This is a genomic window from Pseudomonas sp. UME65, assembly GCF_014170225.1.
In the GTDB taxonomy this organism is placed as follows: Bacteria; Pseudomonadota; Gammaproteobacteria; order Pseudomonadales; family Pseudomonadaceae; genus Aquipseudomonas; species Aquipseudomonas protegens.
In genome coordinates, this window is the sequence record NZ_LZZQ01000005.1 from 524,867 (window position 1) to 539,532 (window position 14,666).

The following is a 14,666-nucleotide window of genomic DNA, read 5'->3' on the forward strand; positions in this document are numbered from 1 at the left end:
GCTTTATTCTGCCCGCCTTTTTCTTCTTTCGAGTGTTGACGCTGTTCATGGATACCCTTGCCCAACTGCGGGCTGGCCAACTGGCCGGCATCAAGCGCCTGGACCTGTCCTGCGGGCTGACTGAGTTCCCCCGGGAAATCTTCGATCTGGCCGACTCCCTGGAGATCCTCAACCTCAGTGGCAACGCCCTGAGCAGCCTGCCCGAGGACCTGCACCGGCTCACTCGCCTGCGCATCCTGTTCTGCTCGGACAACTGGTTCAGTGAAGTACCGGCCTGCCTCGGCCAATGCCTGCAACTGAGCATGATCGGCTTCAAGGCCAACCGCATCGAGCGGGTGCCGGCCGCCGCCCTGCCACCGCAGCTGCGCTGGCTGATCCTCACCGATAACCGCATCGCTGAGCTGCCGGAAGAACTGGGCCAGCGCCCGCTGCTGCAAAAACTCATGCTCGCCGGCAACCGCCTGACCCGCCTGCCCGAAAGCCTGGGCCAGTGCCACCGCCTGGAACTGCTGCGGATTGCCGCCAACCGCCTGACCGAGCTGCCGCCGTTCCTCCTGGCCCTGCCGCGCCTGACCTGGCTGGCCTATGCCGGCAACCCGCTGGAGTCGGAAGCCGATGCCACGGCCCTGGAATCCACTCCGACCATCCCCTGGAGCGAACTGACCCTGGAACAGCGCCTGGGCGAAGGCGCCTCGGGGGTGATTCACCAGGCGCAGTGGCAGCCCGCCGGGCAACCGCCGCGAGCGGTGGCGGTCAAGCTGTACAAGGGCGAGATGACCAGCGACGGCTCGCCGTTGCACGAAATGAACGCCTGCATCAGCGCCGGGCTGCACCCGAACCTGATCTGCGTCGAAGGCCGCATCCTCGACCACCCCCAGGGCCAGAACGGCCTGGTGATGCAGTTGATCGACAAAAGTTTTGCCAACCTTGCAGCGCTGCCCAGCCTGGATTCCTGCTCCCGGGACATCTACCCGGACGACGCCCGCTTCAACGCCGACGTAACCCTGGGCATCGCCCGCGGCATCGCTTCGGTGGGCGCCCACCTGCATGCCCAGGGCATCACCCATGGCGACCTCTATGGCCACAACACCTTGTGGAACGCCCAAGGCGACTGCCTGCTGGGGGATTTTGGCGCAGCGTCCTTCCATGCCCAGGACGACACCGTGCAAAGCCGGGCGCTGCAACGCCTGGAAGTGCGGGCCTTCGGTATCTTGCTGGAGGAATTGCTGGAGCGCGGGGATGGCTCGCTGAGCCTGGGGCAACAGCAGAAACTGGCGGCGCTGGTGCAGCGCTGCTGCCAGCCGGAGGTACTGGCGCGACCGGGCTTTACCCAGGTCTGCGAGGAATTGGCGGGGCTTTAAAACAGCTTCGCCGGCCAGCCGGCTCCTACAAAGGTATGCAGGAGCGGGCTGGCCGGCGAATCGCCTTAGCCTGCCAGGCCGACGAACATGTCCTGCACGTCGTCATGGTTGTCCAGGCCTTCGAGGAACGCCTCGACTTCAGCCATCTGCTCATCGCTCAGGCCGCTGACCGGGTTCTTCGGCTGGTAGCCAAGCTTGGCCGAAAGCACGGTGAAACCTTGCTCGGGCAGGGCTTTCTGTACCGCATCCAGGTCCGCAGGCTCGGTCAGGAACAGGGTCGCGCCCTCTTCGCCCGGCTCGAAGTCCTGGGCACCGGCCTCGATGGCGGCCAGTTCCGGATCGGCGTCCGGGCTGTCCGGCGAGGCCTCGATCATGCCCACGTGGTTGAAATCCCAGGACACCGAACCCGAAGCGCCCAGTTGGCCCTTGCGGAACGCCACGCGGATTTCCGCCACGGTACGGTTGATGTTGTCGGTCACGCATTCAACGATCAGGGGTACCTGGTGCGGGGCAAAACCTTCGTAGGTCACGCGGTGGTACTGCACGGTCTCGCCCAGCTGGCCCGAGCCTTTCTTGATGGCACGCTCCAGGGTCTCGCGGGGCATCGAAGCCTTTTTCGCCTGTTCCACCACCAGCCGCAGGTGGGCGTTGGTGGCGGTGTCGGCGCCGTTACGTGCGGCGATGGTGATCTCTTTGACCAGCTTGCCGAAAATCTTGCCCTTGGCATTGGCTGCCGCTTCTTTGTGTTTAACCTTCCACTGTGCGCCCATTACTCACTCTCTTGATCTATGGCGTCGAGTTGGATTTGGCCGACGCGATGGGCAAGTTTATACGTCCTCAAGGCCCTGATCGACCAAAAAGTCAGTGGCTGGCAGGCTTCAGCCCTTGTCGGCCTTGCCGGCCGCCGCAGCGAAACGCGCCAGGCGCACATCCAGGTGCCGCGGCCGGCGCCCGTGGTCCTCGGCCCGTTCCTTGCGGCGGATGGCGTTGCGCACCACCAGCGAACCCAGGTAGCGGATCGGCTCCGGCGGGAAGTAGCCCAGGGGGCCATTGACCAGCGGCGAGCGAGTCCAGGGGTTGTCCAGCCCCTGCACCAGGGAGGCGAGGATCTGCCCGCCCATATGGCAGGGGCCGACGCCGCTGCCGGAATACCCGAAACCGTAGAACACATTGCCCGCGCGGCTCATCTGGCCGAAGAACGGCAAGCCGGTCACCGAGCGATCCGACGGGCCATTCCAGGTGGCCGCCACCGGCACGTCGGCAAAGGCCGGGAAGAACTGCCCCAGGCTGCGCTTGAGCAAGCCGGCGTAGGGCGACGGCTGGTCGAACACCGGCAGCATCCGCCCGCCATAGGCGAAGGTGTTGCCGCCCTTGCCGAGCATGATCCGACCGTCCGGGGTGTTGTGGTAGTAGTGCACGAAGATCCGCGAATCCAGCACCGTCACGCCGCTGGTCAGGCCGATCTGCTGCAGCAGTTGGGGCCGCGGCTCGGTGATCAGCATGTCGCTGGAAACAATCGCCACGCTGCGTTCGAATTGCGGGAAGGCCCGGGCCATCCAGGCATTCATCGCCAGTACCACGCGCTCGGCGCGGATCTGCCCCAGGGGCGTGCGCAACAGCGCCGGGCGCCCCTCCTCCAGCCCGGTCATGGCGGTGTTCTCGTGAATCCTCACGCCCAGTTGCAGGGCCACCCGGCGCAGCCCGCGCACCAGCAGGCCCGGCTGTACGCTGGCCGCCGCCGGCGAATACCAGCCCTCCAGATGCTGGCTGGAACCGGCCATGCGCTGCACGTCGGCCAGGGGTCGCTTGTCGAAGGAGTTGATGCCGCGGCGCTCCAGCGCAGCGATCACGCCGTCGGTGGAGCCGACCTGGGCCGGGTTGGTGGCCGTGTACAAAGTGCCGTCGAGGCGGTACTGGGCATCCACCCCGTAGCGCTCGCAGAAGGCGCCGATGGCATAGATGCTCTGCTCGGATTCCTTGACCAGGCGCACGGCCTCCTCGACACCGAACAGCCGCTCCAGGGTGAAGTACTTGGCCGACCAGGACAGCGCGCAGCCGCCGTTGCGCCCACTGGCACCGGCGCCGCAGATATCCGCCTCGATCAGCAGCACGTCCAGCCCGGGGTTCTGCTCCTTGAGCATGATGGCGGTCCACAGCCCGGTGTAGCCGCCGCCGACAATCGCCACCTGGCAGGTGGTATCGCCCGACAGTGGCGGGCACGCCGGTGAGGGTTGCTGTTGCAGGGCCTGTTCCAGCCAGAAAGGTCGCATGGTGAGTCTCCAGGTAAAAAACGGCGAGTGGGTTCGCTGGCAAGCCTGCTCCTACAAGCCTTCGTAGGAGCCGGTTTGCCGGCGAAGAGGCCCGAAAGTCAGGTACGCAGCGGTTTGATCAGCAAAGGTCCATTGGGAACGAGTGCGCGCACCGGATCGAGCCCTTGGGGCCGGCTGTTCCAGTACGGCACCAGCACCAGGGCCGAGACCAGGGCGCAGGCGGCAAACACGATGAACACCGTGACCGTGTCGAAGTAACCCGGCAGCAGGCCACCCAGCACCGCGCCCACCGAGCCGCAGCCATTGACGAAACCGGCCGCGGTGGCCCCGGCCTTGGCCGAGCCGAAGTCGATGGCTGCAGCGCCACAGATCATCGAGTCCGGCCCATACAGGGTCAGGCCCATGAAAAACAGCAGGGCCATCACCAGCACGACGCTGCCGGTATGCAGAGCGCCCATGAACAGCGCCAGGGACAGGGTCAGCGCCAGCAGGCTGATGACACAGGCCGGCATGCGCCGGGCGCCGAACAGCTTGTCCGAGGCCAGGCCGATCATCACCGGCCCCAGCAGCCCGGCCAGCTCGAAGCTGGTGGGCACGATCGCCGCCCCCACCTTGCCCACCGACGGCATCTGTTCGTAGACGATCACCGGCCCCCACAGCAGGATCGCGTAGCGCGCCGGCTTGAGCAGGAAGTACGACAGCCCGAGGATCAGCACCGTGCGGTTGCGCAGGATCTCGCGCAGCGGTTCCCAGACGCTCATGCGCCGTTCGGCGGCGTCTTCTTCGGCGCTCTGCGGGGGCAATGGCTCCACGGCCGGCAGGCCCACGTCCTCCGGGGTATTGCGCTGGAAGATGAAGAACAGCACCGCGGTCAGGCCCACCACCACCGCACTGGAAATGAACGCCGCGTGCCAGGTGCCGATCAGCGTATAGGCCCACCAGCCGGCAAAGGGCGAGGCCACCAGGCCGCCGAAGGCGTAGCAGGAACTCCACAGCCCCAGCACCCTGCCGCGCTGCCCGGCGGGAAAGAAACTGCCGATGTTCTTGCACAGCCCCGACCAGCCCGTGGACTGCGCCAGCCCCTGGACCAGCATGCAGGTGGCGAACACCGGCAAGGTGGCGAAGCTGCCCATCACCAGCGCCGCAGCGGCGGAAATCAGCAAGCCGCCCAGCACCACCACCCGCGGGCCGAAGCGGTCGGCGAAGATGCCCCAGGTGAACTGCCCCACGGCGTAGGCCGCCAGGTAGATGGCGTCGAGGTTGGCCATGGCCATCTTGTCGAGGGTGAAGTCGGGATCGTCGGCGATCCCGAGCTTGGCGACGGAAAAGGCTTTGCGGGTGAAGTAGAACGCCGCGTAGGCGATCCAGGTGATGGCGAAAATCTGCACGCGCCAACGTTTGATGGTGCCGATCTGCTTGTTCATTGTGGTTCTGACCTCAGGGTGAGTGTGCCGGCAGGATGCGAAGCAAACGCCTGTGTTTTTTATTCTTGAGCACTGCAGCAGGGCCCTCGCGGCGGGCGCTGCTGGTCAGATGAGTCCTGTTGCCGGCCCGTTTCGGGGACCGAAGCTGCACGCACAGGCCTCAGGGCCCGGTGCCGGTCGACCGACCGGTCACTGGGCTTGCAGGGATGGAAGCAATTACTGACTAATAAATGAAATCGATTTATCGTATTTCAAATATAAGCTCAGCTTGTAAGAGGTTTGGCCCATGTCGGTTTCCCACGCCCAATTGAAAGCCTTCCACGCCGTGGCGGTGCACGGCAGCTTCACCCGGGCGGCCGAACGCCTGTACCTGACGCAGCCGGCGATTTCCGACCAGGTGCGCAAGCTCGAAGAGCGCTTCGGGGTGCTGTTGTTTCATCGCAACAAGCGCTCGGTGCGCCTGACCGACCTGGGCGAGCGCCTGCTGGCCATCACCCAGCGCCTGTTCGTGGTGGAAGCCGAAGCCAAGGAGCTGCTGCAGGAGTCCCGGGCCTTGCAGACCGGCAGCCTGGTACTGGCGGTGGATGCCCCGGTGCATGTGCTGCCGCAGATCGCCCGGTTCTGCGAGCTGTACCCCGGGATCAATGTGAAGATCGAAACCGGCAACACCGATGAATCGCTGCTGCGCCTGTTCAATTACCAGGCCGACCTGGCTCTGCTGGGGCGGGCCGTGGACGACGAGCGCCTGCTGTCTCTGACCCTGCGCAACGACCCGATGGTGGCGTTCGTCTCCCGTCACCACCCCTGGGCCGGCCGCCAGTCCATCTGCCTCGCCGACCTGGACGACACGCCCCTGGTGCTGCGGGAGGTCGGCTCGGTAACCCGCCAGACCCTGGAAGAGGAAATGAACCGCGCCGGCCTGCGCATCCGCCCGACCATCCAGGTGGAAGGTCGCGAAGCCGCGCGCGAAGCAGTGGTGGTGGGCATTGGCGTGGGGGTGGTCTCGGCGGCAGAGTTCGGCGCCGACGCCCGGGTCTGCGCCCTGCCGATCGTCGACTGCCAGCGGCGCCTGACCGAAACCCTGGTGTGCCTGCGCGAACAGAGTTCGCGACGGATCGTCGCCACCTTCCTCGACCTGGTACGCGAAAGCCTGGCCTCCCCCACCGCCCTGTAGGAGCCGGCTTACCGGCGAAGGTGATCTCCAGGCACCACTACCGTAGGAGCCGGCTTGCCGGCGAAAGCGATCCCCCAGACACCGCTACCGCAGGAGCCTGGCTTGCCGGCGAAGGCGATCTTTCGGGCCTCTTCGCCGGCAAGCCAGCTCCTACAAGAGTGGAGGTGGGCTCAGGCTGGAGCCAGGGCGAAAAACGCCTGAATCAGGCGCAGGTCCCGGCGCCGCTCCACGCAGCCGATCATGTGCCGGTTGACCAGCCCCGCACCGCGGATCGGCACCGTGCGCACCCGCGGGTCGTGGCCAACCTCCACCGAACTGACAATGCCCACCCCCAGGTGCGCCGCCACCGCCTCGGTCACCGCTTCGCGGCTGTCCAGCTCCAGCAGCACCCGGGGCTGGACCTGGGCCAGCCCACAGGCCTCATCGAACGTCCGGCGGGTGATCGAACCCGGTTCGCGCAGCACCATGATCACCTGGTCCAACTGCTCGATGGCGACGCCCTCGGCCAGTTCCAGCCAAGGGTGCCCATCGGGCACCAAGGCACAGATCCGCGACTCGCCCAGGCTTTGCAGGTGCAGGCCCTTGCGCGGCTCGACTTCGGTCAGCACCGCCACGTCGGCATGCTCGGACAACAGCGCCGCCAGGGTTTCCTGGGCATTGCCCAGGCGCAGGTTGACCGTCACCCCCGGGTAGCGCGCCCGCAAGCTGGCCAGCATCGGCATGACCAGATGGGGGCCGTCCGCTGCCACTTCCAGGCGCCCGGTGAGCAATTGCCGGTTGGCCTCGAGCATGGCCTGGGCCTCTTCCGCCAGGCCGAACATGGCCCGGGTAATGGCCGCCAGCTTGATGCCCTCTTCGGTCAGTTCCACCCGGCGCGCAGTGCGCCGCAGCAAGGTGATCTGGTAATGCTCTTCCAGGGCCTTGATATGCCCGGTAACCGCCGGCTGGCTGATGAACAGCCGCCCGGCGGCCCGGGTAAAGCTGCCTTCCCGGGCCACGGCGTCGAATGCGCGGAGTTGAAACAGGTTCATAGCTATCGGCCTCACTGATGGCTGGCATAACAACAAACAATTTGATTGATGACAAGGCAAACTGCAATTTAGTCCCCGTAGCGTCATCCCCACCTTTTCGAGGACACAGCATGAGCATCGCCGAGCCAATCCTGCTTACCCCCGGCCCCCTGACCACCTCCGCCCGCACCCGCCAGGCAATGCTAGTGGACTGGGGTTCGTGGGATGACCGCTTCAACCAGCTGACCGCCAGCCTGTGCCAACAGCTGCTGGCCATCATCCAGGGCGCCGACAGCCATCACTGCGTGCCCCTGCAAGGCAGTGGCACCTTCGCCGTGGAAGCGGCCATCGGCACCCTGGTGCCCCGCGACGGCAAGGTCCTGGTGCTGATCAACGGTGCCTACGGCAAGCGCCTGGCGAAGATCTGCGAAGTGCTCGGCCGGGATTTCAGCACCTTCGAAACCGCCGAGGACCAGCCCACCACGGCCGCGGATGTCGAGCGCCTGCTCCAGGCCGACAGCAGCATCAGCCACGTGGCGCTGATCCACTGCGAAACCAGCACCGGCATCCTCAACCCGCTGCCGGAAATCGCCCAGGTGGTGGCCAGCCATGGCAAGCGCCTGATCATCGACGCCATGAGTTCCTTCGGCGCCCTGCCCATCGATGCCCGGGAGATCCCCTTCGATGCGCTGATCGCCGCCTCCGGCAAATGCCTGGAAGGCGTGCCCGGCATGGGTTTTGTCTTCGCTGCCAAGGCCTCCCTGACCCAGGCCGGCGGCAATGCCCATTCCCTGGCCATGGACCTGCACGACCAGCACAGCTACATGGCCAAGACCGGCCAGTGGCGCTTCACCCCGCCGACCCACGTGGTCGCCGCGCTGCACGAAGCCCTGCTGCAATACGCCGAGGAAGGTGGCCTGCCGGCGCGCCATGCCCGCTACGCCGACAACTGCCAGACACTGCTCGATGGCATGGGCGAGTTGGGCCTGCGCAGTTTTCTGCCGGAAGCGATCCAGGCACCGATCATCGTCACCTTCCACGCCCCGAAAGATCCCCGCTACCAGTTCAAGGATTTCTACGAGCGGGTCAAGGCCAAGGGTTTCATCCTCTACCCGGGCAAGCTGACCCAGGTCGAAACCTTCCGCGTGGGCTGCATCGGCCATGTCGACCGCCGCGGCATGCAGGCTGCCGTCACCGCCATCGCCGAAGTGCTGCAAGAGATGGAAGTCCTCGACATCTGACTCCCCACCGAGCCTGTAGGAGCGAGCTTTCTCGCGAATCAGGCGACGCGATACAGAACCTTTTTTGCGAGCAAGCTCGCTCCTACACAGGCATCGAAACCATGAACTACAGCAACCCTTCTCAGCTGCAAGCGGCGATCCTCGACTGGGCCGGCACCGTGGTCGACTTCGGCTCCTTTGCCCCGACCCAGATCTTTGTCGAAGCCTTCGCCGAGTTCGATGTGCAGGTGTCCATCGAAGAGGCCCGCGGCCCCATGGGCATGGGCAAGTGGGATCACATCCGCACCTTGTGCGACCTGCCGGAGGTGGCCGAGCGCTATCGCAAGGTCTTCGGCCGCACGCCGACTGACGCCGATGTGACCGCTATCTACGAACGCTTCATGCCGTTGCAGATCGAGAAGATCGCCGAGCACTCGGCGCTGATCCCCGGCGCCCTGGAGGTGATCGCCAAGCTGCGTGAACAGGGGATCAAGATCGGCTCCTGCTCCGGCTACCCCAAGCAGGTGATGGACAAGGTGGTAGCCCTGGCCGCCACCAACGGCTACACCGCCGACCACGTGGTGGCCACCGACGAAGTGCCCAACGGCCGCCCATGGCCAGCCCAGGCCCTGGCCAACGTGATCGCCCTGGGCATCGACGACGTGGCCGCCTGCGTGAAGATCGACGACACCGTACCGGGCATTCTCGAAGGCCGCCGCGCCGGCATGTGGACCGTGGCGCTGACCTGCTCGGGCAATGCCCTGGGCCTGACCTACGAAGGCTACCGGGCCCTGGCCAGCGACACCCTGGCCAGCGAGCGCAAGCGCATCCACAAGCTGTTCGAGGCTTCGCGCCCGCACTACCTGATCGACACCATCGCCGACCTGCCCCAGGTGATCGCCGACATCAACCAGCGCCTGGCCCAGGGGGAAATGCCCCAGGGCAACTGATTCAGGCACGGGGCAATATTAAAAAACGGCGGTGCCTTCGGGGCCGCCGTTTTTTTATACCCGCCCACCGCCCCGACGCTGCACAGGGGGGCGATAAAAGCCGCTACAGCTCCAGGCAGACCGGCATAAAGCGGATTACAGTTAAAGCACTCCGTCGCTCAAGAACGGAGGCTTCAGACCTGATGACCGAGGATGTCCCGTATGCCCTGGAAAAACACTGAGTCTCGCTACAGCACCATGACGATCGCCCTGCACTGGTTGATGCTGGTGCTACTGGCCGTGGTTTACGCCTGTATCGAATTTCGCGGCATCTTCCCCAAAGGCAGCGGTGGTCGCACGCTGATTGTCGAAGCCCACTTCATGCTCGGCCTGACAGTGTTTGCGCTGGTCTGGCTGCGCCTGTTCGCTCGCGCCCAGGGCGTAGCGCCGAAGATCCTGCCCACCCCGCCCCACTGGCAACGGCTGCTGTCGATCCTGATGCACTGGGCGCTGTACCTGTTCATGATCGCCATGCCGATCCTCGGCTGGCTGACCACCAGCGCCAAGGGCCATCAGGTGATGTTCTACGGCCTCGACCTGCCGCTGCTGCTGGCCGAGAACAAGCCACTGGCCAAGCAGCTCCAGGGCTGGCACGAACTGCTGGGTACGGTCGGCTACTGGCTGATCGGGCTGCACGCCCTGGCCGGGCTCTACCACCACTACGTGATGCGCGACAACACTCTGCAACGCATGTGGCGCAAGCGCGGTCAGGCCTGAGCCAACAGCCCGCGGCGGCCCTGCAGGCCGCCGGTATGCACAAAGATCAACCGGCAACCCGGGGAGAAACGCCCGGCCTGGACCTGTTCCTGCAACGCCAGCAGGGCCTTGCCGGTGTACAAGGGTTCAAGCGGTAGAGCGCATTGTTGTTCTGTGAGCCGGATAAACCCGCTTAACACTTCATCGACCTTGGCAAAACCGCCGCGGCTGCTGTCCAGCAGTTGATAACCGCCGCGGCCCTGCCCGGCCTCTTGCAAGATCCCCTCGACCTGCTGCGCCACCCCGTGATCCTCGGGGACCGCCAGGGCGCCGTAGACCGGATGCGCTCCGGCCTCCGCCAGCACCAGCCCGGCCAGGGTAGTGCCCGTGCCGGCGGCCAGCCACCAGCCGTGGTAGTCGCTCCAGCCCAGGCTCGGCAACTGCCGCCGCACCTGATCGCGCAGGGTCATGCAGCCCGCTGCGCCGGCCAGGCCACCGCCGCCTTCGGGCACCGGGTACAACTCTGGGTACCGGGCCTGCCAGGGCGTCCAGAAACCCGCCTCGTGGCGCGCGCGATAACCGCCATAGCCCAGCCAGTGCAGGTGCATGCCGAAGGCTTGCAGGTCGAGCACCGTCGGTGTGTCCCGTGGATGGCCACGCAACAGACCCACGGTGGGAAAGGCAAAACGCCGGCCAGCAGCGGCCAGCGCATGCAGATGATTGGAATGGGCGCCCCCCAGGCTGATGATGCCGTGGGCACCGGCGGTACGTGCCGCCGCCAGGTGTTCGGTCAGCTTGAACCACTTGTTGCCGCTGATCAGCGGGTCGATCAGGTCCAGGCGCAGCACCGCCACCTCGACCCCGGCCCGCGACAGCCAGTCCAGCTCCAGCCGTTGCAGCGGGGCGTGGGGTAACCAGTCGAAGGATTCGGGGAAGGACATCGGCAGCGGGGGTTCGGGGAAGAAGCTGCGCAGTCTATCAGCTCCAGGCCCAGGCTCATCCTTGTAGCCGCTGCCGCAGGCTGCGAACGGGTTCGCAGAACCCGCAAGACAGGCAACCGCGCTCGCTGGTTGCAGCGCGATTGCCCGCTGGGCGAGTCCTGCGGCCTCGTGCCCAGCCTACGGCAGCGGCTACAGGACGGCAGGCCGTTACAGCTCGGCCGCCAGACGCGAACCCTGGTTGATGGCGCGCTTGGCGTCCAGTTCGGCGGCCACATCGGCACCACCGATCAGGTGCACGTTCTGCCCTGCCGCCACCAGGCCGTCCTGCAGTTCACGCAGCGGATCCTGGCCGGCACAGATGACGATGTTGTCCACCGGCAGCACCTGGGGTTCGCCGGCCTCACCGATACGGATATGCAAGCCGGCATCGTCGATCTTCAGGTACTCGACGCTGTTGAGCATCTGCACCTGCTTGTTCTTCAGACCGGTGCGATGGATCCAGCCGGTGGTCTTGCCCAGGCCGTCGCCGACCTTGGTCTTCTTGCGCTGCAAGAGGAACACCTGCCGCGCTGGTGCATGGGGCTCGGGCTTGATCCCGGCCACGCCGCCACGGGCCTGGAGCTGGGTGTCGATGCCCCATTCCTTCCAGAACGCCTGGCGATCCTGGCTGGTGGCCACACCCTGGTGCACGAGGAATTCGGAAACATCGAAGCCGATGCCGCCGGCACCGATCACCGCCACGCTCTTGCCCACCGGCTTGCGCTCGAGCAGTACGTCCAGGTAACTGAGGACCTTGGCGTGCTCCACCCCGGGAATCGCCGGCACGCGAGGGGCAATGCCGGTGGCCAGGATGATTTCGTCAAAGCCGCCGGCCACCAGTTGCTGTACATCGACGCGGGTGTTGAGGCACAGCTCGACATGGCTGGTCTGCAACTTGCGCTTGAAGTAGCGCAGGGTCTCGAAGAACTCTTCCTTGCCCGGCACGCGCTTGGCGATGTTGAACTGGCCGCCGATCTCGCTGGCGGAATCGAACAGGGTCACCTGATGCCCACGCTCGGCAGCCACGGTAGCGGCGGACAGGCCCGCCGGGCCGGCACCGACCACGGCGATCTTCTTGATCTGCTTGACCGGCAGGTAGTTCAGCTCGGTCTCGTGGCAGGCGCGCGGGTTGACCAGGCAACTGGTGAGCTTGCCGCCGAACGTGTGGTCCAGGCACGCCTGGTTGCAGCCGATGCAGGTATTGATTTCGTCGGCGCGGCCTTCGGCGGCCTTGTTGACGAAGTCCGGGTCGGCCAGGAATGGCCGCGCCATGGAGACCATGTCGGCATCGCCCTCGGCGAGGATCTGCTCGGCGACTTCCGGGGTGTTGATGCGGTTGGTGGTGATCAGCGGAATGCTCACCGAACCGCGCAGCTTGGCCGTCACCTTGCTGAATGCGGCACGCGGCACCTTGGTGGCGATGGTGGGGATCCGCGCTTCGTGCCAGCCGATCCCGGTGTTGATCAGGGTGGCGCCGGCCTGCTCGATGGCCTGGGCCAGTTGCACGATCTCTTCCCAGGTGCTGCCGCCTTCCACCAGGTCGAGCATCGACAGGCGGAAGATGATGATGAAGTTCGGGCCCACCGCCTCACGTACCCGACGGACGATTTCCACCGGCAGGCGCATGCGGTTTTCATAGCTGCCGCCCCAACGATCGGTGCGGTGGTTGGTGTGGGCGGCCAGGAACTGGTTAATGAAATAACCTTCCGAGCCCATGATCTCGACACCGTCGTATTCGGCCTTCTGGGCCAGGGTCGAGCAGGTGACGAAATCGCGAATCTGCTTCTCGATGCCTTCCTCGTCCAGCTCCTTTGGCTTGAACGGGTTGATCGGTGCCTGGATGGCGCTGGGAGCCACCTGCTTGGGGCTGTAGGCATAACGCCCGGCATGAAGGATCTGCATGCAGATCTTGCCGCCGGCCTCGTGCACCGCACGGGTCACGATCTGGTGCTTGAGTGCCTCTTCTTCGGTGGTCAGCTTGGCGGCGCCGGAATACACCCCGCCCTCATCGTTGGGGCCGATGCCGCCGGTGACCATCAGGCCCACGCCGCCCCGGGCACGCTCGGCAAAGTACGCCGCCATGCGCTCGAAGCCGCCGGGCTTTTCTTCCAGACCGGTGTGCATCGACCCCATCAGGGTGCGGTTGCGCAGGGTGGTGAAACCCAGGTCGAGGGGGGCCAGCAAATGCGGGTAAGGTGCTCCAGCCATGGTGTCACTCCAGATCGGGCAATCACGGAAAAATGCGGAAGCTCTGCGGCTTCCATCAGTAGTGCTGCACAGACTAAGAGCAGAACATCGGGCACTCAATGACCGTAACTGACAACTTAATGATCAGAACGCACACCCTTTTTCCATTCCCCCTTCCACTTAAAGTGCCGCGTAGGCCAGCGCGGCCAGTTGCTGCGGACGGGGATCGATCATGGTGTGCCGGCCCGAGGTGGTGGTGACAAAGCCGAAGCTCACCTCGCGTTCGGGGTCGGCAAAACTGATCGGGCCGCCCAGGCCGATATGACCGAAAGTCTCGGGCCCCATGCCGAGGGAGGCAGCCGGATCGGCCGGTTGCTCCATCATGCAGCCCAGGCCATAGCGCATGGGACGTCGCCAGATGCGATCCATGTCATTGCTGTGCTCGCGGGTGAACTCACTCAACAGGTCGGGCCCGATCAGGCGGCCCCCCAGCAATGCACTGTAAAAGCCGGCCAGGCCATGGGCGGTGCTGTGGCCGTTGACCCCCGGCTGCCGATAGGCCCACCAGCGGGGGTCGCAGGTGCGCCGGGGGACCATGCCCGGGTTGGTAAAGGCCAGGGTCGCGACATGCTCCGGCTCGGCAATGATCACCTTGCGCAGGTCCTCCGAGTAGTAGTCGCCCACCCGCCCCTCGGCGGCATCGAAATGCGCGATACGCTCAAAATCCTGTTCCTCGACCCCCAGGTAAACCTCCAGGTCATGGGGCCGGGTGATCCGCTCGTGGATGAAGGTGCAAGGCTCTCGACCGTCGACCCGGCGAATCAACTCACCGATGACCCAGCCAAAGATAGTGGTGGCATACCCCAACCCGGTTCCTGGCTGCCACCACAATGGCTCGGCAGCCAGGATCTCAACCATGTGCTCCCAGTCATACATCATGGCGTTGTGATTGGGCCCGCGCAGCGCCGGTATGCCGGAGGTGTGGGTCATGACCTGGCGCACGGTGACCCGCCCCTTGCAGCCCTGGGCAAACTCGGGCCAGTAGCGAGCCACCGGCGCGTCGAGCTCCAGCTTGCCCTCCTCCACCAGCATCAGGGCAGCCACTGCGGCCAAGGGCTTGATGGTGCAGAAGGTATTGGCCAGGGTGCCGTGGTGCCACGGCTTGTTGCCCTCCAGGTCCGCCACGCCGGCCCACAGGTCGACCACGGTCTGGCCGCCGACCTGCACACAGAGCCCGGCGCCGCGCTCCTGGGGATCATCGAACATTGCCTCGAAGGCGTGCAGCACGGCTTCGAAACCCTTCGCACATGTTCCTTGCGCTTCCATTCTCAAAACTCCCATCCATCGTCATGCCG

At 65.4% G+C, this 14,666-nt stretch carries 12 protein-coding genes; 5 read left to right on the forward strand and 7 right to left on the reverse strand.

The window, feature by feature from the left end:
- Positions 1-47 precede the first annotated feature (47 nt).
- The gene (locus A9971_RS05950) at positions 48-1,361 is read left to right on the forward strand and encodes a leucine-rich repeat-containing protein kinase family protein (RefSeq protein WP_183001011.1); all 1,314 of its coding nucleotides are present in this window, start codon (positions 48-50) and stop codon (positions 1,359-1,361) included.
- A 65-nt stretch (positions 1,362-1,426) separates the two neighbouring features.
- Here A9971_RS05950 and A9971_RS05955 read toward each other — a convergent pair whose 3' ends face one another.
- The 3 genes from A9971_RS05955 to A9971_RS05965 form a co-directional block, all read right to left on the reverse strand.
- Positions 1,427-2,131 (reverse strand): YebC/PmpR family DNA-binding transcriptional regulator, encoded by a 705-nt coding sequence (locus A9971_RS05955; protein ID WP_011062247.1) that lies wholly within the window; start codon positions 2,129-2,131, stop codon positions 1,427-1,429.
- Positions 2,132-2,239: 108 nt separating this feature from the next.
- Entirely contained in the window at positions 2,240-3,631 is a 1,392-nt protein-coding gene (locus A9971_RS05960; protein WP_011062248.1) for an FAD-dependent oxidoreductase, read from the reverse strand.
- A gap of 98 nt (positions 3,632-3,729) precedes the next feature.
- Positions 3,730-5,055 (reverse strand): MFS transporter, encoded by a 1,326-nt coding sequence (locus A9971_RS05965; RefSeq protein WP_015636334.1) that lies wholly within the window; start codon positions 5,053-5,055, stop codon positions 3,730-3,732.
- A 286-nt stretch (positions 5,056-5,341) separates the two neighbouring features.
- On the opposite strand from A9971_RS05965, the gene A9971_RS05970 reads away from it, so the two are divergent.
- Positions 5,342-6,229, forward strand: a complete 888-nt coding sequence (locus A9971_RS05970) for a LysR substrate-binding domain-containing protein (RefSeq protein ID WP_011062250.1) — start codon at positions 5,342-5,344, stop codon at positions 6,227-6,229.
- A 170-nt stretch (positions 6,230-6,399) separates the two neighbouring features.
- On the opposite strand, the gene A9971_RS05975 is transcribed toward A9971_RS05970, so the two are convergent.
- Positions 6,400-7,260, reverse strand: coding sequence for a LysR substrate-binding domain-containing protein (locus A9971_RS05975; protein WP_011062251.1), 861 nt, complete (start codon positions 7,258-7,260; stop codon positions 6,400-6,402).
- A 110-nt stretch (positions 7,261-7,370) separates the two neighbouring features.
- On the opposite strand from A9971_RS05975, the gene A9971_RS05980 reads away from it, so the two are divergent.
- From A9971_RS05980 to A9971_RS05990, 3 genes are all read left to right on the forward strand, one after another.
- The gene (locus tag A9971_RS05980; RefSeq protein ID WP_152686314.1) at positions 7,371-8,480 is read left to right on the forward strand and encodes a 2-aminoethylphosphonate--pyruvate transaminase; all 1,110 of its coding nucleotides are present in this window, start codon (positions 7,371-7,373) and stop codon (positions 8,478-8,480) included.
- Positions 8,481-8,581: 101 nt separating this feature from the next.
- Positions 8,582-9,409, forward strand: coding sequence for a phosphonoacetaldehyde hydrolase (gene phnX, locus A9971_RS05985; protein WP_183001012.1), 828 nt, complete (start codon positions 8,582-8,584; stop codon positions 9,407-9,409).
- Positions 9,410-9,610: 201 nt separating this feature from the next.
- The gene (locus tag A9971_RS05990; RefSeq protein ID WP_183001013.1) at positions 9,611-10,165 is read left to right on the forward strand and encodes a cytochrome b; all 555 of its coding nucleotides are present in this window, start codon (positions 9,611-9,613) and stop codon (positions 10,163-10,165) included.
- Here the strand turns inward: A9971_RS05990 and A9971_RS05995 are convergent.
- From A9971_RS05995 to A9971_RS06005, 3 genes are all read right to left on the reverse strand, one after another.
- Positions 10,156-11,085, reverse strand: a complete 930-nt coding sequence (locus tag A9971_RS05995) for a 1-aminocyclopropane-1-carboxylate deaminase/D-cysteine desulfhydrase (RefSeq protein ID WP_183001014.1) — start codon at positions 11,083-11,085, stop codon at positions 10,156-10,158. The two genes, A9971_RS05990 and A9971_RS05995, sit on opposite strands and share 10 nt — an antisense overlap.
- 207 nt (positions 11,086-11,292) lie before the next feature.
- Positions 11,293-13,332 (reverse strand): NADPH-dependent 2,4-dienoyl-CoA reductase, encoded by a 2,040-nt coding sequence (locus A9971_RS06000; protein ID WP_011062256.1) that lies wholly within the window; start codon positions 13,330-13,332, stop codon positions 11,293-11,295.
- Between the two features lie 159 nt (positions 13,333-13,491).
- Positions 13,492-14,637: a serine hydrolase domain-containing protein gene (locus A9971_RS06005; RefSeq protein WP_183001015.1), complete on the reverse strand. Its 1,146-nt coding sequence runs from the start codon at positions 14,635-14,637 to the stop codon at positions 13,492-13,494.
- Between the last annotated feature and the right edge of the window lie 29 nt (positions 14,638-14,666).

Excerpts from the sequence above, each read along its gene's own strand:
- phnX (WP_183001012.1), top strand. The coding sequence starts at position 8,582 with ATGAACTACAGCAACCCTTCTCAGCTGCAAGCGGCGATCCTCGACTGG.
- A9971_RS05965 (WP_015636334.1), bottom strand. The coding sequence starts at position 5,055 with ATGAACAAGCAGATCGGCACCATCAAACGTTGGCGCGTGCAGATTTTC.
- A9971_RS05990 (WP_183001013.1), top strand. The coding sequence starts at position 9,611 with ATGCCCTGGAAAAACACTGAGTCTCGCTACAGCACCATGACGATCGCC.
- A9971_RS05950 (WP_183001011.1), top strand. The coding sequence starts at position 48 with ATGGATACCCTTGCCCAACTGCGGGCTGGCCAACTGGCCGGCATCAAG.
- A9971_RS06005 (WP_183001015.1), bottom strand. The coding sequence starts at position 14,637 with ATGGAAGCGCAAGGAACATGTGCGAAGGGTTTCGAAGCCGTGCTGCAC.
- A9971_RS06000 (WP_011062256.1), bottom strand. The coding sequence starts at position 13,332 with ATGGCTGGAGCACCTTACCCGCATTTGCTGGCCCCCCTCGACCTGGGT.
- A9971_RS05960 (WP_011062248.1), bottom strand. The coding sequence starts at position 3,631 with ATGCGACCTTTCTGGCTGGAACAGGCCCTGCAACAGCAACCCTCACCG.
- A9971_RS05955 (WP_011062247.1), bottom strand. The coding sequence starts at position 2,131 with ATGGGCGCACAGTGGAAGGTTAAACACAAAGAAGCGGCAGCCAATGCC.
- A9971_RS05980 (WP_152686314.1), top strand. The coding sequence starts at position 7,371 with ATGAGCATCGCCGAGCCAATCCTGCTTACCCCCGGCCCCCTGACCACC.
- A9971_RS05970 (WP_011062250.1), top strand. The coding sequence starts at position 5,342 with ATGTCGGTTTCCCACGCCCAATTGAAAGCCTTCCACGCCGTGGCGGTG.
- A9971_RS05995 (WP_183001014.1), bottom strand. The coding sequence starts at position 11,085 with ATGTCCTTCCCCGAATCCTTCGACTGGTTACCCCACGCCCCGCTGCAA.
- A9971_RS05975 (WP_011062251.1), bottom strand. The coding sequence starts at position 7,260 with ATGAACCTGTTTCAACTCCGCGCATTCGACGCCGTGGCCCGGGAAGGC.